The sequence below is a fragment of the Brevundimonas sp. LPMIX5 genome (assembly GCF_003576505.1).
In the GTDB taxonomy this organism is placed as follows: domain Bacteria; phylum Pseudomonadota; class Alphaproteobacteria; order Caulobacterales; family Caulobacteraceae; genus Brevundimonas; species Brevundimonas naejangsanensis.
Genome location: NZ_QWTZ01000014.1, coordinates 198028 through 217642 on the forward strand (window position 1 = coordinate 198028; position 19615 = coordinate 217642).

The following is a 19615-nucleotide window of genomic DNA, read 5'->3' on the forward strand; positions in this document are numbered from 1 at the left end:
ACGTGGATCAGGTCCAGCCTCCCATACGGCTTCTATACATCGACGATGATCGCGGCCTGTCGCGCCTGGTCCAGAAGGAACTGGAGCGCCACGGCTATCAGGTCGTCTGCGCGCCCGATGCCGATGCGGGCTATGAGGCGCTGAAGGCGGAAGCCTTCGATGTCTGCGCCCTGGATCACTATATGCCGGGCCGCGAAGGACTGGACGTTCTGCCGGACATCCTGGCCCTGCCGACCCCGCCGCCGGTGGTTTATGTCACCGGTGCGCAGGACGGGCGGATCGCCGTGGCCGCCCTGCGCGCGGGCGCTGCCGACTACGTCATCAAGGACGTGTCCGAGGACTTCACCGCCCTGTTGCGTTCGGCGGTCGAGGACGCCCTGCTGCGTCGCCGTCTGGAGCATGAGAACCAGCGAGCGAACGATGAAGTGCGGCAAGAGCGCGACCGCGCCGAGGCTCTGCTGCGCGAGGTCAATCACCGCGTGGGCAACTCGCTGCAACTGGTCTCCAGCTTCATCTCCCTGCAACTGCGCCAGCTCGCCGACGAAGGCGCGCGGGCCGCTCTGCGCGAGGCTCAGGTCCGCATTGAGGCCGTCGCCCATGTCCACCGCCGCCTCTACACCTCGGCCGATGTCGAACGGGTGCAGATGGATGAATATCTGGCCGGGCTGGTCGAGGAACTGAGCAAGTCGATCGGGCCGGATGGCGATGGGTCGCGCCTGACCCTGCGCGCCGAGCCCCTGAGGGTGACGACGGACCAGGCCGTGTCCCTGGGCGTCATCGTGACCGAACTGGTCACCAACGCCGTCAAATACGCCTATGAGCCCGGCGCGGCAGGCGAAATCCGCATCATCCTGGAACAGGCGGAGGGCGGCGGGCGAGCCCTGCTGACTGTCGAGGACGACGGGCCGGGTCTTGGCGACGGCGCGCCCAAGGGCACCGGCCTGGGCTCCAAGATCATCTCGGCGATGGCCAGCGGCCTGCGCTCGGCGATCGAAGTGGACCCGGCGCATCATGGCGTGCGCGCGCGACTGGCGTTCGACCTCTGAGCGTGCATTTGGGCTTTCGCCCGGCGGCGCGGCGGGTTTAAGCTCGGTGAAATGAAGCTTCAGTTCGGCACGGCCCGCCCGGGCCTCGACTACATCCACCGCCCCGCTGTTTTCGGCATCGCCGAGCGTGAAGGCCGTCTGGCCTGCGTCCGCGTGGATCGCGGCGAAGGGGTCGTCTATTACGATCTGCCCGGCGGCGCCCTGGATGGCGAGGAGACCGAACAGCAGGCCCTGGTCCGCGAGTTCGCTGAAGAGACCGGCCTGATCATCCAGCCGGTCGACCGCCTGACCGAAGCGGGGCAGTATTTCCTCAAGTCTGACGGCACGCCGGTGAACAACGTCGGCGGGGTCTGGGTGGTTAGCGTGGCCGGCGCCGACCCCTCGACCAAACAGGAAGCCGACCACGAACTGGTCTGGATGGAGCCGATGCGCGTCCTGTTCAGTCTGCGCCATGAGGCCCACAGCTGGGCCGTCGCCCGCTGGCTGCGCGACCGTCATGCCGCAGCCTCGGAACCGGGTTGAGCAGAAAGGGTTGTTTTCCCTGAGAGGCCGCCAGTCCCGGCGGCCGTCAGACAGGAAGCTCCCCATGGCCGATCACGACCGCATCGAAGGCGCCGCCAAGAACATCGGCGGCAAGATCAAGGAAGCCGCCGGCAAGGTCACCGGCGATGAAAAGCTGAAAGCCGAAGGCCGCGCCGATCAGGTCGCGGGCAAGGTCCAGAACGCCGTCGGCGGCGTCAAGGACGCCCTGAAGGGCGACAAGGACTGATTTCGTCTCGACCGCCGCCCTTGCTGGGCGGCGGTCGCGGCCACAGTGCTGCCGAAATCTGTTTTAAGTATCGTCGTCATGTCAGTCGCTGCTGGGGGGAAGCAAGCGGATGTGGTCGCGTAGATCGATCTTGTTAGGGGCTGCAGGGGCGGGCGTAGCGCGTGCGACTCCTGTTTGGCCGCAGGAGGCGCTGTCGAATGACGAGCTCTTCTTCACCGAAGGTCGCTATCTGCCGACCTATCTGGACCTCAAGGCCAGGTCCGAAGCTGGCGACGAGGCCGCGCGCCAGATGCTCAGCCAGTTCGCGTCCTTTCTGGGCGATGAGGAGACCGCCGTTGGTCTGGACGAACGGCCGCCTCGGCCGTCAGTCGTTCCGCCGGATCTTGACGGCGCCGTGGCCCGCGATGCGATCGAGGCCATTACCGAGGCCGCCCGCGACACCCGCATCGTCATCCTGAATGAAGCGCACAATATTTCCGGACACCGCGCCTTCGCCGCGCGGGTCATGCGGGCGCTGCGCCCGCTGGGCTATGACTGGTTCGCCGCCGAGACCTTCACCCCGCCTCAGCCTGACCCCCTTGTCCGGATCGGCGCCTATGCGAGGGGCGCGCCCTTCCTGGCCAGCTACGGCTACTACACCCACGATCCGGTTTTCGCCGAGATGGTGCGCGAGGCGGCCCAGCTCGGTTACCGCTTCTCGGACTATGAACAGCGCTTCGACCAAAGGGCGCCCGAGGGCGCGGACAGCGCAGCGCAGATCGCGGCGCGTGAAGAGGCGCAGGCCGACAACCTGATCGCCAACATCCTGTCGGCCCACCCCGAGGCGCGCGTTTTCGTCTTCGTCGGCTACAGTCACGCGATGGAGACCGAAGGACGGGGCGGCCTATGGTTCGCCGCGCGTCTCAAGGCCAAGACGGGCATCGATCCGCTGACCATTGAGCAGTCGATGAACTGGCCCGCGCTCGCGCCTCAGAACGATGCCCCCCACGTGGCCGCCATCCTGGCCCGTTTTGCGCCCGATGCCCCGATCGTGGTGTCAAAGGATGGCGAAAGCATCGCCACGCCCAACTATGCCGGAAAGATGGATATGTCGGTCTTCCATCCGCGCATGACGCCTGTGGCAGGCCGCCCCGGGTGGCTGGCGGCGGATCCCGAGCGACGGCGCGTGACGATCAAGGTCCCCCTCTTGAACGAACAGGCGCTGATCCAGGCCTTGCCGATGGCGGAAGCCGCCGCCGGTCCGCCGTCGGATCACTATCTGCTGCCGCCCGGCGCGTCGGAGGCGACCTTCTTCCTCCACCCCGGCCGCTATTTCTTCCGTCAGGAGACTGCAACGGGCATCCAGCCCGCCTTCGGCGCGCTGAGCGTCGATTAGCGCGCCAGCGTCCGCATCGCCCGTTCCAGTCCCTCCAGCGTCAGGGGGAACATGCGGTGCTCCATCACCTCGCCGATCAGGCTGACCGAGGGAGTGTAGCTCCAGTGGCGTTCGGGCACGGGGTTCAGCCAGACCGACTTGTCCCACTGTTCGCGGGCGCGTTTCAGCCAGACGGCGCCCGCCTCCTCGTTCCAGTGCTCGACCGAGCCGCCGGGCATGGTCACTTCATAGGGCGACATGGTCGCGTCGCCGACGAAGATGGCGCGCCAGTCGCCGGGATATTTATGGATCAGGTCCCAGGTCGGGATGCGCTCGCTGTGGCGGCGCCGGTTGTCCTTCCACACCCCTTCGTAGAGGCAGTTGTGGAAGTAGAAGAACTCCAGGTTCTTGAACTCGGTCCGCGCGGCTGAGAACAGCTCTTCACATAGCTGGATATGGCCGTCCATCGAGCCGCCGACGTCGAGGAACAGTAGCACCTTGATCGTATTGCGCCGCTCAGGCCGCATCTGGATGTCCAGCCAGCCCTGACGCGCCGTGCCGTCGATGGTGCCGTCGATGTCCAGTTCTTCGGCCGCGCCTTCGCGGGCGAAGCGGCGCAGGCGGCGCAGGGCGACCTTGATGTTGCGCGTGCCCAGTTCGACCGTGTCGTCCAGGTTCCTGTATTCGCGCTTTTCCCAGACCTTGACCGCGCGGCCGTGCCGCCCCGGCCCGCCGATGCGCACGCCTTCGGGATTATAGCCGCCGTGGCCGAAGGGGCTGGTCCCGCCCGTGCCGATCCACTTGTTGCCGCCCTGGTGGCGCTCCTTCTGCTCCTCCAGCCGCTGCTTCAGCGTCTCCATCAGCTTGTCGAAACCGCCGAGCGCCTCAACTTGCGCCTTCTCCTCGTCGGTCAGGTATTTTTCGGTCAGCAGCCGCAGCCAGTCCTCGGGGATGTCGGCGGTGATCTCTTCGCCGGGACTGACGCCTTCCAGCCCCTTGAACACCTTGCCGAAGACCTGATCGAAGCGGTCGTAGTGCTTCTCGTCCTTGACCAGGACGGCGCGCGACAGGTGGTAGAAGGCCTCCACGTCGCGCCCCGCCACGCCCTTGTCCATGGCCTCCATCAGATGGAGCCATTCCTTGAGCGACACAGGCACCTTGGCCTCGCGCAGGGCGGTGAAGAAGGGCAGCAGCATGGGTTTAAGACTGGCCCCGGCCTAGCCGCGCCGCAAGATGAACTCGTCGTCCATCCAGGCGCCGACCGGATACTGGTACTCGCCCGCCTTCTCGAAGCCGTAGGCGGCGTAGAGTTTCTGCGCCTTCAGATTGCCGCTCCAGACGCCGATCCACAGGGGGCCGTCGGTATTGGCCTCCATCCAGTCCAGCGAGATTTTCAGCAGCTTCGTGCCGAGGCCCAGCCCCTGCGCCTGCTTGCCGACATAGAGGCGGCGCAGCTCGGCGTGGCTGGCGCGGCCGTCGGGGTGGGGCAGGGTGTTCGGCCCGGCGTTGGCGAAGGCCAGCAGTTCGCCGTCGCGCTCCGCGACCCACCAGGCGGCGCCCGGCTCGGCCAGCTTGGTGGTGATGGCCTCGGCGTTGAAGCTGGCGTCCAGAAAGGCGGTCAGGTCGGCGACCGGATAGGGAATGCCGAAGCCGGTGACGAAGGTGTCGATGAAGGTCTGGCGTCCCAGCACGGCCAGGGCGGCGGCGTCGTCAGGACGGGCGGGGCGGATCACAGGGTCGCTCATGATCGACGCAATAGCGCCGGGCGGGCGTCGGGTGAAGGCGTGTCGAGACCCGCGTGGCGACATCATCGCAGCCTCGTCATCTTTGCGTGGTTGCAGGGGCGGGCGACGAGGGCTACCACCTTTATCCAAGGTGCGTCGTCCGCGGCGCACGCCAATGCTCGGATGGGGAGGTTAAGGGACGCCAAGGCCTTGGTTTCACAGGCCGATCCCCGTGCTATGACTTCTCCTGCGCTCATGACTCATTCCGAATCCGCAACTCAGACGCCGGTCGCGGCCGCCCGCTCCGCCGGGGCTGAAGTCGCCTATGGGGCCATCACGCTGGCGCGCCACGGCGAACCGGCCCTGTCGCGCAAATGCATGATCACCTCGGATCAATATCGCGACTGGTGGGGCCGCTATGAGATCGGCGGTCTGCGCGCGGGCCAGACGCCGCCTCAGGCGCTGTTGACGGCGGCCGAAGGGGCGGGGGCCATTTACGCTTCGACACGGCCGCGCGCGCAGGAAACCGCCAGAGCGGTGGCGCCGGATCGCGACGTGCTGGTCGACGCCCTGTTCATCGAAGCGCCCCTGCCGCCGCCGCGTTTTCCCGCCTGGATCAAGCTGTCGCCGCGCTATTGGGGCGTGATCTCGCGCATCTGGTGGCACGCCTTCAATCATCATGAGGGTCAGGAAACCCGCGCCGAGGCCGAGGTCCGCGCCGATCAGGCCGCGCGCGTGCTGATCGCCCGCGCCTCTGAAGGCCATGACGTGCTGGTGCTGGCGCACGGCTATTTCAACCACATGGTCGGCCAGCGGCTGAAGGCGCACGGCTGGCGACTGGCCCACAATCAGGGCTTCAAATACTGGTCCCTGCGCCGTTTCGTGAAGCGCTGACGTCGCGGTCTCAGGAAGGCCGTTGAAGCGGCGCGCGCGCCTCTCTAGGTTGCGCCCATCATGACCGACGCATCCGTTTCCCCCGCCGTGCCCGCCGATCTCAGCTTCGAGGACGCCCTGTCGCGTCTGGAGGGCATCGTTTCGCGCCTGGAATCGGGTCAGGCGCCGCTCGAAGAGTCCATCGCCCTGTACGAAGAGGGCGCGCGGCTGAAGGCTCACTGCGAGGCGCGGCTGAAGGCCGCCCAGCTGCGGGTCGAGAAGATCGTCGTCGGCGCCGACGGCCAGGCCAAAGGCGTCGAACCGGCCGAGTTCGGCTGATGTCCGCGACCGACCTCGCGCCGCAGATCGGCTTCGACGACTTCATGAAGGTCGACGTGCGCGTCGGCCGGATCATCAAGGCCGAGCCTTTCCCCGAGGCGCGCAAGCCCGCCTATAAGCTGACCATCGACTTCGGCGACGCCATCGGCGTCAAGAAGTCCTCGGCTCAGATCACCCATCATTACACCCTGGACCAGTTGGACGGCCGCAAGGTCGCCGCCGTCGTCAACTTCCCGCCGCGCCAGATCGGCCCAGTGATGTCCGAGGTGCTGACCCTCGGCTTCCCGGATGCGGAGGGGAACGTCGTCCTGGTCGGCGTCGATCGCGACCTGCCGCTGGGCGGGAGGCTGTTTTGAAGGTGCTCGCCGCCAACTCGCCCGAGCAAGCCGTCATCGACCGCGTCGCTGAGGTCGCCGATGTCGTCACCGTGGCGCTGGATGAACTGTTGCCGCGCGCCGATGGACCGGAAGTGCGCCTGACCGAGGCCATGCGTTACGCCGCCCTGGGGCCGGGCAAGCGCCTGCGTCCCTTCTTCGCCATTGAGGCGGGCCGGATGCTGGAGGCGGACGACCGCGCCGTCCTGCGCGCCGCCTGCGCGCTGGAATGCGTCCACGCCTATTCGCTGGTGCATGACGATCTGCCGGCGATGGACGACGACGACGTGCGGCGCGGCCGTCCGACCCTGCACATCGCCTATGATGAAGCGACGGCCATTCTGGCGGGCGACGCGCTGCAGACGGCGGCCTTCGACATCATTCTGGACGAGGACACCCACGACGACGCGGCCGTGCGCTGCGAACTGGCGCGGCGTCTGTCCTTCGCTTCGGGCGCGCGCGGCATGGCGGGCGGCCAGATGATCGACCTGATGGGGGTGCGCGATGATCTGGGCGGAGTGGCCCGGATGCAGCGGCTGAAGACCGGCGCCCTGTTCGCCTACGCCTTCGAGATTCCCCTGATCGTCGCCGACGCCAATGAGGCGGCGTGGCACGCCCTGACCAGCTTCGCCCACGACATCGGTCTGGCCTATCAGATCGTCGACGATGTTCTGGACGCCGAAGGCTCGGCCGAAGAGATGGGCAAGGCCGCAGGCGGCAAGGATGCGGCCCTGGGCAAGACCAACTTCGTCACCCTGCTGGGCGTCGATGCGGCGCGACAGAGGGTCGCGCATCTGGCCGATCAGGCCCGCTCGCACCTTGACCTGTTCGGTCATGAGGCCGAAATCCTCAAGGCCAGCGTGGACTTTGTGCTTAAACGCCGGTCCTGATAGGAAACGCGCCCGCCCTCAGCGGGTTACTGTTTGACGCTCCGTCGTCTGAAGGCCCCCGATCCCTATGCCCAACACCCCGCTTCTCGACACCGTCAAGTTTCCTGCTGACACGCGGGGCTTCGACATTCCCCAGCTGAAACAGCTGGCGGAGGAGGTGCGGGCCGAGACCATCGACGCCGTGTCGGTGACCGGCGGGCACCTGGGCGCGGGTCTGGGCGTGGTCGAACTGACGGTCGCCCTGCACCACGTCTTCGAGACGCCGCAGGACATTCTGATCTGGGACGTTGGCCACCAGTGCTATCCGCACAAGATTCTGACCGGGCGGCGCGACCGGATTCGCACATTGAGACAGGGCGGCGGCCTGTCGGGCTTCACCAAGCGGTCCGAGAGCGAATACGACCCCTTCGGCGCGGCCCACGCCTCGACCTCCATCTCAGCGGCGCTGGGCTTCGCCGCCGCGCGCGACGCCAAGGGCGGGAACAACCGCGTCGTGGCCGTCATCGGCGACGGCTCCATGTCGGCGGGCATGGCCTATGAGGCGATGAACAACGCCGCCGAGGCCACCAGCGGCCAGCTGATGGTCATCCTGAACGACAACGACATGTCGATCGCTCCGCCCGTCGGCGGCATGAGCGCCTATCTGGCCAAACAGGTTTCGGGCGGCGCCTATCAGAATATCCGCAAGGTCGGGAAGAAGTTCGTCGACCATATGCCGCGTCCCTTCCGCGACGCCGCGCGCAAGGCCGAGGAATACGCTCGCGGCATGATCGTCGGCGGCACCCTGTTCGAGGAGCTGGGCTTCTACTACGTCGGGCCGATCGACGGTCACGACATGGAGAATCTGGTCCCCATTCTGAAGAATGCGGCGGCCATCACCGACCGCCCGGTGCTGGTCCACGTCGTCACCCAGAAGGGCAAGGGCTACGCTCCGGCCGAGAGCAGCGCCGACAAGCTGCACGCCGTGGTCAAGTTCGACGTGATCTCGGGCAAGCAGGCCAAGGCCATCTCCAACGCGCCTAGCTACACCAAGGTATTCGGGACCGAGCTGATCAAGCACGCGCAGGTCGATCCGGCCATCATGGCCGTGACCGCCGCCATGCCGTCGGGCACGGGGCTGGATCTGTTCGGCCAGGACTTCCCGGATCGCACCTTCGACGTCGGCATCGCCGAACAGCACGCCGTGACCTTCGCCGCCGGTCTGGCCGCTGATGGGATGAAGCCGGTCTGCGCCATCTATTCGACCTTCCTGCAGCGCGGCTATGATCAGGTCGTCCACGATGTGGCGATCCAGTCCCTGCCGGTGCGCTTCGCCATGGACCGCGCCGGTCTGGTGGGCGCGGACGGCGCGACCCACGCCGGGTCGTTCGATATCGGCTATATGGGCGCCCTGCCGGGCATGGTGCTGATGGCTGCGGCCGACGAGGCCGAACTGGCGGCGATGATCTCGACCTCGCTCGCCATTGACGACCGCCCCAGCGCCTTCCGCTATCCGCGTGGCGAGGGCGTGGGCGTCGACATCCCCGAACTGGCCGCCCCGCTGGAGATCGGCAAGGGCCGCATCGTGCGCGAAGGCACGTCGGTCGCCATCCTGTCGCTGGGCACCCGCCTGCAGGAATCGTTGAAGGCGGCCGATATGCTGGCCGCGCGCGGCGTCTCGGCCACCGTCGCCGACGCCCGCTTCGCCAAGCCGCTGGACGCCGATCTGATCCTGCGTCTGGCGCGCGAACATGAGGCGCTGATCACGGTGGAAGAAGGCGCCATGGGCGGCTTCGGCGCCTTCGTGCTGCAACTGCTGGCCGAGAAGGGCGCGCTGGACGGCGGGCTGAAGGTCCGCACCCTTCACCTGCCCGACATCTTCCAGGATCAGGACAAGCCCGAGGTCATGTACGCCCATGCCGGCCTCAACGCCGAACACATCGCCGCCGCCGCCGTGACCGCCCTGGGCGTCGACGCCAGCCGGGCGGTACGAGCCTGACATAGGCGCAACGCCTCTCCCTCCCCTTCATGGGGAGGGTGGCTGAGCCCGTAGGGCGAAGACGGGTGGGGGCGGCTTCGCTATTCAGGCGTTGAGCCGTGACCGCTTGGATTCAGGACCGCCTGAGTTCCGTATCGCCAAGCCCTCCCCACCCGGTCGCTGCGCGACCACCCTCCCCATGAAGGGGAGGGAGAAGGTGCGCGAAAGGATCGCACCATTCCGACTATGTCCGCCACAAGCAGATGGTGAACGACGGCGATCACGCGCGAGCCTAAATCTGCAATCGGCCATCCCCCCTCGGCGCCTGTGCTAGACTGCGCGCGGGCCGAGGGGAGATTTCAGACGATTCAGACGAATTGGACTCTATTTTTTCGTCCTCTCCTCAGAGGAAGGCTCAGGTTACAGCACCCCGATCATGCTGGCGACCAGCGGGTGGCGCACGATGTCGCGCTCGGCCAGGCGGACCACGGCGATCTCGGGCACGGCTTCCAGACGGTCGGCGATGTCGGACAGGCCGGAGACCCCCGGCAGCAGGTCGGATTGCTGCGGGTCGCCCGTGACCACCATGGTCGAGTGCCAGCCCAGACGGGTCAGCAGCATCTTCAGTTGGACGTAGGTGCAGTTCTGCGCCTCATCCACGACGATGAAGGCGTTGTTCAGCGTGCGACCGCGCATATAGCCGATGGGGGCGATCTCGATCAGGCCCTCGGCCATCAGGGCCTTGACCCGCTTCATCGACAGACGGTCCGACAGGGCGTCGTAGAGCGGGCGCAGATAGGGGGCCAGCTTGTCCTCCATGTCGCCGGGCAGGAAGCCGATCGATTCCCCGGCCTCGACTGCGGGACGGCTCAGGACGATGCGGCCGACCTTGCCCGCCTCCAGCGCCTCGACCGCCTTGGCGACGGCCAGATAGGTCTTGCCCGTGCCTGCCGGGCCCAGCGCCAGCACCAGATTGGCGTGGTCGACGGCGTCCATCAGTTCGGCCTGGCCGTCGGACTTGGGCTTCAGCGTCTTCATATAGGCCTGGTCCCGCTCATCATTCGAAGGCAGGGGCGACCAGCCGCCAACGCGGGCGGGCAATCGCCGTACCTTGGCGTCCTGAATGAATTCGGGCGAATCCAGCACGCCTTCGCGCAGCTGACGCTTGATGGCCGATCGTTTGCTCATGGACGCCTCCAGGGCATGAAAAAAGGCGAGCCCGGCTGGGTCTCGCCTTGGTCGTCGGTGGGGGAGGTGGGGGCCGAAGTCGCGCAGCCGTCCCGAACGGTCGCAGGGTCTTCGCCGCAGCAGGTGCGTCGCCGTCCCCGAACTGGTCGCGAACACGCCAAGCGCATTCTCCAGCATCTGACCGGACCGGGCTTGATCCGGCTTCGGATCCGGGGGCGAATGGGGCCTGCCGAATCGCATCAACAGACTGATGCTAACGTGGTTTCTGAAGGGTTAAAGCCTTCATTTTAAGAAGAATAGGCGGTGTGCGGATGAGTGTTTACAGTCTGGGCGACAGCAAGCCTCAGCTTCCAGCGGAAGGCGAATACTGGATTGCGCCCAGTGCGACCGTCCTAGGAAATGTGATTCTGCATCCGGGCGCCAGCATCTGGTTCAACGCCGTGCTGCGCGGCGACAACGACCCCATCGTCATCGGAGCCGACAGCAATATTCAGGACGGCAGCATCCTGCATACCGACCTCGGATCGCCCCTGACGATCGGCGCCGGGGTCACGGTGGGGCATAAGGTGATGCTGCACGGCTGCGAAATCGGCGACAACAGCCTGATCGGCATCGGCGCGGTCGTCCTGAACGGCGCGCGCATAGGTAAGAACTGCCTGATCGGCGCCAACGCCCTGATCACCGAGGGCAAGGTCATTCCCGACAACAGTCTGGTCATGGGACAGCCCGGCAAGGTGGTGCGGGAATTGGAAGAGGGTCAGATCGAGGGTCTGCGCATGTCGGCGCAGCACTATGTCCAGAACTGGCGGCGCTATGTGACAGACCTGAAGCGGATCGACTGACCGTCGCCCCACAATGGCACGGATCACAATGGGACAGGCGCTGCGGCTAACGGGCCGGAACGGCGCAAACTCGCGCATGAGGGGATGAAACAGCCCATTGGCGGACACTCGAAACGGCCCGGCGCTTGCATTGCCTCTGCTGACGATCAATGCAGGAGTCCGATCCCATGCGGATAGGGATTACGAAAATGCTGGCCGGCGCTGTGGCCTTTGTCGGGCTGATGGCGGTTGCTGATGCGGCTGCGGCGCAGTGCGGGCCGTCCAGTTGCCTGCCGCCGCCGCCGCCCACGCCGATCTTGCCTCCGCCGACGCCGATCACCCCGCCGGTGACGCCGCCGGGCGGCGGTTGCGGCCCCACCGGCTGTCTGCCCCCGCGCCCGCCGGTGACGCCGCCCTGCGGCGGCGGAGGATGCCTGCCGCCTCCGCCCCCTCCGTGCTGCGGCTCTGGCGGCGGCAATGTGAACGTCAACGTCAACGTCAATGCGAACGCCAGCGCCAACGCCTCGGCGCGCGCCTGGGCCGGATCGCGCGCGGCGTCCACGGTTATCGTGGCGGGCGGCGGCGGGGCCTATTTCAACGTCGATCAGCCCTATCCCACCACCATTCAGGGACTGAACGTCCAGGGCGGGATGCAGATGGTGCGGGTGCCCTTCACCGCGTCGCGCCGTATCGAGAAACAGGTCGTGCTGCAGGCCGTCTGCATCGACGACCGCAATGTGCCGCACCCGGCGTCCCAGGTCGTTCCGGGCCGCGACGTCGCGGACAGCTACGACGGCGAACTGTACCGCTGCCTGGCGGGGACAAAGCTGCAGTGGACCGTCAGCGAGGCGGAAGGCGCGGCCGGCGAAACCACGGCCTGCAACAAGGGCGACGCCCTGTGGCACGGCGCCGGCGGCCGTCTGGAATGCCGTCCTGAAAAGCAGGCGCGTCAGTGTAATGAGCGCTCGCTGCTGCGCCGTTACGGCGCCGGCGTGAAGGTTCTGACCATGATCCGCGAAGAGACCTACACCGAGTATCGCGAGGAGATGGTCGAGGGCGCCGCCTCTACCGGCATGATCATGATGGACGGCGGGGTCGGCGGCCGGGTTTTCTGAACCCGCTGTTCAGCCTGGCGACAGACGCCGGCGTCTAGTCTCAGCCATCGACTCTCCGTCGATAGGCCTAAACGACTGGGCCCCGTTCCTTGCAGAACGGGGCCCTTTCTTCGTTATTGCGGGGCGTTGATAGAGACGACCTCGGCCTTCCACGCCGCATCCGGTTTCAGATACTGGCGCGCGGCCGCCTGAATGTCGGCGGCGGTGAAAGATTCCAGATCGCTGATGTGCGTCTGGATCTGTTCCAGCGTAGCGGGCCTGGCGGCCAGATCCTCCAACTGGCCTAGCCAGTATTCATTGCCCGCCTGGCTGCGGCGCAGGCTTTCGATCACCGGCAGGCGCGCGCGATTCAACTCGTCCTCGCTGACCGGCTTGTCGCGCAGGTCGGCGATGATGGCGTCGACGGCGGCGAAGAAGGCGTCGAACTTCTCGGGCGCCGTGTCGGCGGTGATCGAGATGGAGCCGTAGCCCGTGAACACGTCGGACGACGAGGCGCGGACGCCGGGCGAGTAGGCCAGGGCCTGCTTCTCGCGGATCTCCTCCATGACACGCAGTTTCAGGACCTCGGCCAGGATGGAGGCCTTGCGCGCTTCGGTCCGGTCGTTGACGGCGTCGGTGGTCGGCCAGGCGACATAGGCCAGACCCTGCTCGGCCGGACCGGCGTGGGTCAGGCGGATCGGTTCGGCCGTCGGCGCCGGGAAGCGGCGCTGGTCCGAACCGGCCAGAGGCTGGGCGGCCGGAGCGCGGGCGGGCAGGGCGGCGAAGGTTGAGGCGACGGAGGCGACTGCGTCCTCGATCTTGACGTCTCCGACCATGACGATGTCGATGGGGCCGGTCGCCAGGCCCTGAACCACGCCCTGCTTCAGTTCATCCAGGGTGAAGGCGGCGATTTCCGCAGGCGAAGGCATGGATTCGCGCTTGTCGCCGCTGGCCAGTAGGCCCGAGGCCTGAAGGCCGAAGGCGCCGCCGGGGGTCGCCATCTGCTGCGCCATGAACTGCGGCAGGACGGCCTTGATCTGTTCGAACGGCGCCGGACGCAGGCCCGGGTCGGTCAGATAGGCGGCCAGCACCTGCATCTGCAGTTGCAGATCGGCCGGGCGGGTGGCGCCCGACAACTGATAGGCGTCGCTGTCGATGCTGAAACCAGCGCCATAGATCTTGCCGGTCAGGACCCGATTCAGCTCATCGGCCGTCAGCTTGCCGAGGCCGCCCGCCGTGAAGACCATCGGGGCCAGGGACTGAGCGGTGAAACGATCGGTCGGCAGGCTCATCTCGCCGATGCCGGTGCGGACCGAAATCAGGATTTGCTGGTCCTTGAAGGTCGTCGGCTTGACGGTCAGGCGCACGCCGTTGGGGAAGGTGACGACCGTGGCGCCGACGGCGGCGACTTCGGTGGTCGAGGCGGGCGTGGCGACGGCGCCGAAGTCGGCGTAGGGCCAATCCAGAGCCGCCTGTTCCGCCGGGGCGGCGACCGGCGTGGCGCGGCTGGCTTCCAGCAGGGTGGTGACGCCGGCCTCGCCTCCTTCGATCGGCTCGGGCGTGACGACCAGCGCCAGGGGCCCCTGACCTTCAAAGGCGCGCTTGACGGCCTCACTGACCTGGGCCGCCTGCAGGTCTTTCACCGTGGCCTCAAACAAGGCGAGGTTGGTGGCGGGCGAGGAGAAGACCTTGTCGTCGTTGACGGCGCCCAACAGGGCGTTCGCCAGGGCGGGGGTGCTGCGTGTGGCTGCGGCCTGCACCGCCGTTTCGAGTGCGGCGCGGCTGTTGGCGATCTCGCGATCCAGTTCGATCTGGGACACGCCGAACTGCACCAGGCGGCGCTGTTCCTGTTCGATGGTTTCCAGCGCGCGCTGGATGCCGCCGGGATTGAAGGCGGCTGAGACGCTGGCCAGGTCGAGGGTCTTGAACAGGGCGCCCTGTCCGCCGCCGGCGCCGATAAAGGGCGGGTTGTCCGCGCGGGCCAGTTCGCCCAGACGGCGGTTCAGCACGGCCATGCCCAGATTCTGCAACAGGGCGTCGCGGCGTTCGGAAGCCGTATCGGGATCGAGGTCGGGGTTGCGGATCCAGTTCAGTTGGACCGACGACTGCACGCCCGGCTCAACCAGGATGCGGGTCTCGGGCTGACGCGGAGCGACCTGTCCTAGATCAGGCTCGGGGCCGTCGGCGGCCTTGGGCGTCCAGTCCGAGAAGGTCGCCTTGATCTTGGCTTCCATCTGATCGACGTCGAAGTCCCCGACGGCGATCATGGTGGCCCGTTCGGGGCGGTAATAGGCCTCGTAGAACTCGACGAAGCGTTCGCGCGGGGCGCTGCGGATGATGCTGAGGTCGCCGATCGGCAGGCGGTTTGACAGGCGCTGGCCCGGCGCCAGCAATGCGATCTGGGCTTTCAGCGAGCGTAGGGCCGGGGTGTTGCGCAGGCGCTCTTCACCCTCGATCACGCCGCGTTCGGAATCGATGTCTTCGGCCTTCATCAGGGCCTCGGAGACCTGTTCACGCATGATCCGCAGCGAGGTGTCGACCGTCTCGTCGTTGGTGCGCGGCAGCTCCAGCGTATAGGCGGTCTGGTCGAAGCTGGTGAAGGCGTTGGTGTCGGCGCCGAAGGCCAGGCCGAGACGCTCCAGAATCCGCAGCAGCTCGTTCTCGGGCACGTTCGTCGTGCCGTTGAAGGCCATGTGCTCCATGAAGTGGGCCAGACCCAGCTGGTCTTCGTTCTCCATCAGGGAACCGGCCGCGATCCGCAGGCGCAGCGACGCCTGACCCGGCGGGGTGGCGTTCTTCATGATGGCGTAGCGCATGCCGTTGGGCAGGACGCCGAAACGTACGGCCGCGTCAGCCGGGATGTCGCTGGCCGCCTGAGCCCAGGGCTTGGATGGTTGAGCGTTCTGCGTCGCGACGGCCGAAGGCGGCGTCAAAGCGACGGCAGGGAGGGCCGCGCCGCCCATCAGGGCGAGGCTGGACGCGGCGAGTAGAAGCAGGCGGCGAGGGCGAGGGGATCGCATTCGGTGGTCTCCGCGACGTGCGAGCGGGCGGCCCCCGGGACTGATTGCGGCCCTGCACGTAAGACAGGCGCGAAGCTTCTTCAGCCTCGCGCCTGTTTACGGTGACAAACGAGCTTGACTAGCTCAAGTTACCGAAAGTTAATTTCCCGGTCGTGCGACATAGAAGGTCGCCGTGTTGCCGACGGCGTTGGCGCCGGCGACGACATTGCGGCCCCAACCGTTGACGGTGGCGGTCGCCGTGGCGCGCACGTCGCCTGCGTTGGTCTGGCTGTTGCGGACGTTCAGGTCGCCGCCGCAGGTCGAACAGGCGAAGCCGGTGACGGCGTTGCCCGCCGCATTGGCCCCGACATAGGCGTCGTAGCCGTTCTGGCCGGTGAACCCGGCGCTGGCGGTGACGCCGCCGGTGTTCATCTGGGTGTTGTCGATGCTGACATAGATGTCGTTGTTGCCCGCATGAACCTCATTGCCGACAGCCTCGGCGGTCGAATAGGCGGCGCCGAAGTCGTAGGAGCTAAGCTCGGTGCGCGACAGAACCTCGGCCGAGTTCTGCTGGTCCACGTCGACCAGCAAAGCGCCGCCCTGGTTGTAGAAGGCGGCCTGGTTGGAGGCGGCGCGGCTGCGCGCGGCGATGTCCCAGGCGTTGCCCGCCCACACGCCGGTCCAGGCGGTGACCCCGGCGCCGGAGGCGTTCTGGCTGACTGACAGATCCTGGTGCGAGTTAGGGGTCGAAGTCGCCTGCACGGCATTGGCCGAAGCATGGCTGGTGAAGACCGCCGGGGCCGGGGCGTAGGTGAAGCGGGCTTCGTTCTCGGCGTAGATCTGACCGGTCGAGTTCTGATCCGCGCGGCCGGTGATGGCGCCGCGCTGGTCGCCCGTGCCGCTGGCGCCCAGGGCGACGGTGTTTCCGATCGCGTCGGCTGAGACGTGGCCGCCGTAGTTCAGGCGGGCGCCGGTTTCCTCGATCCGAGTACGCGCGGTGACGTCGCCATCCAGATTCTGACCGGCGTCCACGTCGATGCCGGTGTTGACGGCGGTCGCGGCCAGATAGTTGCCGCGCGCCTGGGTGACGCTGTTCACATAGCCCGTATCGCCGCGCAGGGTCAGGGAGGTGTCCGCTATCGCGGCGCCCTGCATGTCCTGGGTCGAACGGATGTCGGCGGCGCGGCCTTCGGCGCCGCCGGACAGGGCGTTGCCCATGGCGGCGTTCGACACGGCGACGTTGTCGCTGACGTTGACGACGTTCAGGCGTTGACCGCTGATGACGTCGCCAAGGTTGAGCTGCTCATTCAGGACCAGCCCGCGATCTTGAGCGGAAGCCTCAGCGGCCGCCGCTACGCACAGCGCTGTCGCGGCGATCGTGCCAGCGAGACGGGTCGGCGCGAGTTTGGCCATTGTTCGTGTCCGTGTTTGCGTAAGCGGGATAATAGCCGCCGGTGGCGCCGACAGGGCTGTCGGCCAGCGGGTCGTTGGCGGGGTTGAGGCAGATTTCCGGGCCGGGGGCGCCGTACAGATTGGCCATGAACTCGACCGTGGCGCGTTCGACCAAGGCGCGGACGGCCAGTTGAACCGGCTCCAGGCCGCTGGACCCGGCGGAAATGTCGAAGACGTTGCCGTTCAGGAAGTCGAACACGCCTGCCGACACTTCGCGGCCGACGATCTGCTTCTGATAGGAGACGACATCCACGACCTCGAGGGTGGTGGTCTGCACCAGACGAAGGTCGATCGCGACGTTCATCACGAACACCTTGCCGGTGATCAGGCCCGATCCGCCGTTCTGTTTCACTTCGCCGCCGGCGATGTCGAAGCCGCCTGAGCGGATGTTGTAGTTCACCTCGGTGATGCCGCCGACCACATAGAAGTCCGAGCCCGGCACCTGACCCGCCAGGATGCGGCGGAAGGCGGCGTCCTGGGCTCCGCCGTTCGGCACGTCGTCGCCGATCAGCTTGTTGTTGGCGTAGCGCAACTCCAGCTCCGACACCGAGGTGTCGTAGCGCTCGACGATGCGGGCGCCGGCCTTGGCCAGGGCGGTGTTGGCCATCAGGGACGCGCCCTGGGTGATCTGACGCCCGCCGTCCGAAGAGATGGAGCCGGTGTAGTCGCTGATCCGACCCACGGCCATGCGCGGCGAGGGCAGGTTATAGCGGCGCGCATAGTCGGCCAGGCAGTAGAGCGCGGTCGAATAGGGCGTCGGGTTCGACGTCACCGGGGCGTTGCCGATCGGCTTGGCGTATTGGCCCGACGGTCCGGCGGAGGTGCTGACGCAACCGCCCAGCAGGGCGGCGGCGGCGGCGACGCAGCCGAGGGCGCGCACAGGCGAGCGACGGATGGCTGAGATTTTCATGGACGCGGCCCGTTCAGGGTGGTGCCGGCGTTGATGTCGCCGGTGTTGGTCTGGTTGGAGTTGACGACGACCGTGTTGCGGTTGCCCTGGACCACCACATTCAGGTTGTTGCCGATGGCGGTCGAGCCGCCGATGTTGGTCCCGCCGCTCGAGCCGACGCCGCCGTTGAAAATGCTGGACGACGCACTGCTGTCGCTTCGCGAATAGGCGCTGCCGTTCTGCTGGATGATGCCGTCGACGACCAGGCGGTTGCCGTTGGCGTCGCGGGTCGTGCCGCGGCTGGCCTGGGCGGTGGTGTAGCGCGAGGCGCCGTAGCCGGCCTGGAACTGGCCCGCGCCGGCCGAGCCGGTCGACTGCGCGACGGCCGAACCGGCAGGCAGGCCCGCCAGCACGGCGGCGGCGGCCGCAACGGTCATGAGTGTCAGTCTATGAGACGGCATCAGGCGCTCCCGAGAACTTCTGGAAGGGCCCTCGCAATGACCGTGCCAGACCGTATCAGTCTCGGAATGGCGCAAAACGACGCCTTGAGCTGGAATGCGACTGGCCTCATCAAGGACGAATGTCCCAATCTGACGCCCGTTCGCCGCGGCCGCCGCGCGAAAAGATGTTCAACGCGCCTTTCCTGCCCCTGCTGATCGCAGCATCCATGCCGGTGCTCTATTATCTGCAGGAGCGGCTTCCTGATCTGGGAGTGTCGATGGCCTTCGTTCCGGCAAGGCTGTGGGCGGGCGACTGGCAGGGCCTGTTCACCTCCATGCTGCTGCACGGGGGCTGGGCTCATGTGACGATGAACGCGGTGGGCGCCCTGGCCTTCGGCGCGCCCGTCGCCCGTCTGATGGAACGCGGACCGGGACCGCTGGTCTTCATCCTCTTCTATATAGCGGCCGGCGTCGTGGCGGCCCTGGGCTATGGCCTGGTGCATCCGTACAGCATGGGGCCGCTGGTCGGCGCCTCGGGCGCGGTCTTCGGCCTGATCGGAGCCGCCACCCGGCTGATGGGCGGGCATGGGCGCGTCCTTCCGCTGTTCCATCCGATGGTGTTGCGCGCTTCGGGGGCCTGGATGGCGGTGAATCTCATTGTGGGTCTGATCGGTCTGGCGCCGGGGGCGGACGGCGCCCGCATCGCCTGGGAGGCGCACGCCATCGGCTTCGTGTTCGGCATTCTCGCCATCGGGCCGATCGGGGGCTGGTTCGCCGCGCGCCGTGATTTGCCTATCGGCGGCGTCTGAGCCAACCTGTTGGTCTTGCGGCCCGCCCGCGACGCGCGGACGACGGCCTGCCCATCAGGAGGAAGTCGCCATGCTGGTCGCCGAGATTCTCAAGGGCAAGGGAGGCGCAGTATTCACACTGGCGCCGGACGCCAATCTGAATGAAGCCTGCGCCGAGCTCGAGCGCCGTCAGGTGGGGGCCTTGATCGTCTGCGAAGGCGACGGCGTGGTGGGCGTCCTGTCCGAGCGCGATATTGTGCGCGCGATTTCTCGCGACGGGACGCAGGCGCTGGAGCGCCCTGTCTCCCATTATATGACCAGCGAGGTGGTCTTCGCCGACCCGGCCGAGACCGTTGAAGCGTTGATGGCCCGAATGACGGACCGCCGCATCCGCCACCTGCCTGTCCTGCTGGACAAGCGTCTGGCCGGCGTCGTCTCGATCGGCGACGTGGTCAAATGCCAGATCGCCCAGGCCACGCATGAGGCCGAAAGCCTACGTACCTATATAGCGGCGGGGTAGGGGGTGGCTAAGGCGCTGGGCGACCTGTGCATAAGGGTTCGATCTGTGGATAGATCGGAAAAGCTGGTTTTGCCTATTGCCCTCGAGAAAAGCGCCTC

Annotated in this window: 20 protein-coding genes; 13 read left to right on the forward strand and 7 right to left on the reverse strand. The window is 67.0% G+C overall.

The window, feature by feature from the left end; translation table 11 throughout:
- Positions 1 to 2 precede the first annotated feature (2 nt).
- The 4 genes from D1604_RS13240 (at position 3) to D1604_RS13255 (ending at position 3190) form a co-directional block, all read left to right on the forward strand.
- A complete protein-coding gene (locus D1604_RS13240) occupies positions 3 to 1046 on the forward strand; it encodes a sensor histidine kinase (protein WP_024354743.1) in 1044 nt (347 codons plus the stop codon).
- A 51-nt stretch (positions 1047 to 1097) separates the two neighbouring features.
- Positions 1098 to 1568: an NUDIX domain-containing protein gene (locus D1604_RS13245; RefSeq protein ID WP_119413672.1), complete on the forward strand. Its 471-nt coding sequence runs from the start codon at positions 1098 to 1100 to the stop codon at positions 1566 to 1568.
- Between the two features lie 64 nt (positions 1569 to 1632).
- Positions 1633 to 1815 carry a CsbD family protein gene (locus D1604_RS13250; RefSeq protein ID WP_024354741.1) on the forward strand — a complete coding sequence of 61 codons (183 nt, stop codon included), beginning with the start codon at positions 1633 to 1635 and terminating at the stop codon, positions 1813 to 1815.
- A 130-nt stretch (positions 1816 to 1945) separates the two neighbouring features.
- On the forward strand, positions 1946 to 3190 hold the full coding sequence (locus D1604_RS13255; protein ID WP_119413689.1) for a hypothetical protein: 1245 nt from the start codon (positions 1946 to 1948) through the stop codon (positions 3188 to 3190).
- On the opposite strand, the gene D1604_RS13260 is transcribed toward D1604_RS13255, so the two are convergent.
- The gene (locus D1604_RS13260) at positions 3187 to 4365 is read right to left on the reverse strand and encodes a vWA domain-containing protein (RefSeq protein ID WP_119413673.1); all 1179 of its coding nucleotides are present in this window, start codon (positions 4363 to 4365) and stop codon (positions 3187 to 3189) included. The genes D1604_RS13255 and D1604_RS13260 overlap by 4 nt on opposite strands.
- A gap of 21 nt (positions 4366 to 4386) precedes the next feature.
- Positions 4387 to 4914, reverse strand: a complete 528-nt coding sequence (locus D1604_RS13265) for a GNAT family N-acetyltransferase (RefSeq protein WP_119413674.1) — start codon at positions 4912 to 4914, stop codon at positions 4387 to 4389.
- A 234-nt stretch (positions 4915 to 5148) separates the two neighbouring features.
- On the opposite strand from D1604_RS13265, the gene D1604_RS13270 reads away from it, so the two are divergent.
- The 5 genes from D1604_RS13270 (at position 5149) to dxs (ending at position 9347) form a co-directional block, all read left to right on the forward strand.
- Positions 5149 to 5787: a histidine phosphatase family protein gene (locus D1604_RS13270; protein ID WP_119413675.1), complete on the forward strand. Its 639-nt coding sequence runs from the start codon at positions 5149 to 5151 to the stop codon at positions 5785 to 5787.
- 60 nt (positions 5788 to 5847) lie between these two features.
- Positions 5848 to 6105: an exodeoxyribonuclease VII small subunit gene (locus tag D1604_RS13275; protein WP_004370819.1), complete on the forward strand. Its 258-nt coding sequence runs from the start codon at positions 5848 to 5850 to the stop codon at positions 6103 to 6105.
- Positions 6105 to 6461, forward strand: coding sequence for a tRNA-binding protein (locus D1604_RS13280; RefSeq protein ID WP_024354736.1), 357 nt, complete (start codon positions 6105 to 6107; stop codon positions 6459 to 6461). The genes D1604_RS13275 and D1604_RS13280 overlap by 1 nt, the downstream gene beginning before the upstream one ends.
- Before the next feature lie 35 nt (positions 6462 to 6496).
- Positions 6497 to 7369 carry a polyprenyl synthetase family protein gene (locus D1604_RS13285; RefSeq protein ID WP_119413690.1) on the forward strand — a complete coding sequence of 291 codons (873 nt, stop codon included), beginning with the start codon at positions 6497 to 6499 and terminating at the stop codon, positions 7367 to 7369.
- A 67-nt stretch (positions 7370 to 7436) separates the two neighbouring features.
- A complete protein-coding gene (gene dxs, locus D1604_RS13290; RefSeq protein WP_119413676.1) occupies positions 7437 to 9347 on the forward strand; it encodes a 1-deoxy-D-xylulose-5-phosphate synthase in 1911 nt (636 codons plus the stop codon).
- 399 nt (positions 9348 to 9746) lie between these two features.
- On the opposite strand, the gene D1604_RS13295 is transcribed toward dxs, so the two are convergent.
- Entirely contained in the window at positions 9747 to 10526 is a 780-nt protein-coding gene (locus D1604_RS13295; protein ID WP_119413691.1) for a PhoH family protein, read from the reverse strand.
- 299 nt (positions 10527 to 10825) lie between these two features.
- On the opposite strand from D1604_RS13295, the gene D1604_RS13300 reads away from it, so the two are divergent.
- Positions 10826 to 11356 carry a gamma carbonic anhydrase family protein gene (locus D1604_RS13300; RefSeq protein WP_024354732.1) on the forward strand — a complete coding sequence of 177 codons (531 nt, stop codon included), beginning with the start codon at positions 10826 to 10828 and terminating at the stop codon, positions 11354 to 11356.
- A gap of 188 nt (positions 11357 to 11544) precedes the next feature.
- Entirely contained in the window at positions 11545 to 12450 is a 906-nt protein-coding gene (locus tag D1604_RS13305; RefSeq protein WP_233552092.1) for a hypothetical protein, read from the forward strand.
- Between the two features lie 113 nt (positions 12451 to 12563).
- On the opposite strand, the gene D1604_RS13310 is transcribed toward D1604_RS13305, so the two are convergent.
- From D1604_RS13310 to hfaA, 4 genes are all read right to left on the reverse strand, one after another.
- Positions 12564 to 15449, reverse strand: coding sequence for a M16 family metallopeptidase (locus D1604_RS13310; protein WP_119413677.1), 2886 nt, complete (start codon positions 15447 to 15449; stop codon positions 12564 to 12566).
- Positions 15450 to 15587: 138 nt separating this feature from the next.
- On the reverse strand, positions 15588 to 16841 hold the full coding sequence (gene hfaD, locus D1604_RS13315; protein WP_119413678.1) for a holdfast anchor protein HfaD: 1254 nt from the start codon (positions 16839 to 16841) through the stop codon (positions 15588 to 15590).
- A complete protein-coding gene (gene hfaB / locus D1604_RS13320; RefSeq protein ID WP_003170155.1) occupies positions 16768 to 17790 on the reverse strand; it encodes a holdfast anchoring protein HfaB in 1023 nt (340 codons plus the stop codon). Before hfaB ends, hfaD begins: the two co-directional genes overlap by 74 nt.
- Positions 17787 to 18206 (reverse strand): holdfast anchoring protein HfaA, encoded by a 420-nt coding sequence (hfaA, locus tag D1604_RS13325; RefSeq protein WP_119413679.1) that lies wholly within the window; start codon positions 18204 to 18206, stop codon positions 17787 to 17789. Before hfaA ends, hfaB begins: the two co-directional genes overlap by 4 nt.
- 143 nt (positions 18207 to 18349) lie before the next feature.
- Between hfaA and D1604_RS13330 the strand changes: the two genes are divergently transcribed.
- A complete protein-coding gene (locus tag D1604_RS13330; RefSeq protein ID WP_119413680.1) occupies positions 18350 to 19018 on the forward strand; it encodes a rhomboid family intramembrane serine protease in 669 nt (222 codons plus the stop codon).
- Positions 19019 to 19088: 70 nt separating this feature from the next.
- Positions 19089 to 19517 (forward strand): CBS domain-containing protein, encoded by a 429-nt coding sequence (locus D1604_RS13335; RefSeq protein ID WP_024354725.1) that lies wholly within the window; start codon positions 19089 to 19091, stop codon positions 19515 to 19517.
- The last annotated feature ends 98 nt before the right edge of the window (positions 19518 to 19615 follow it).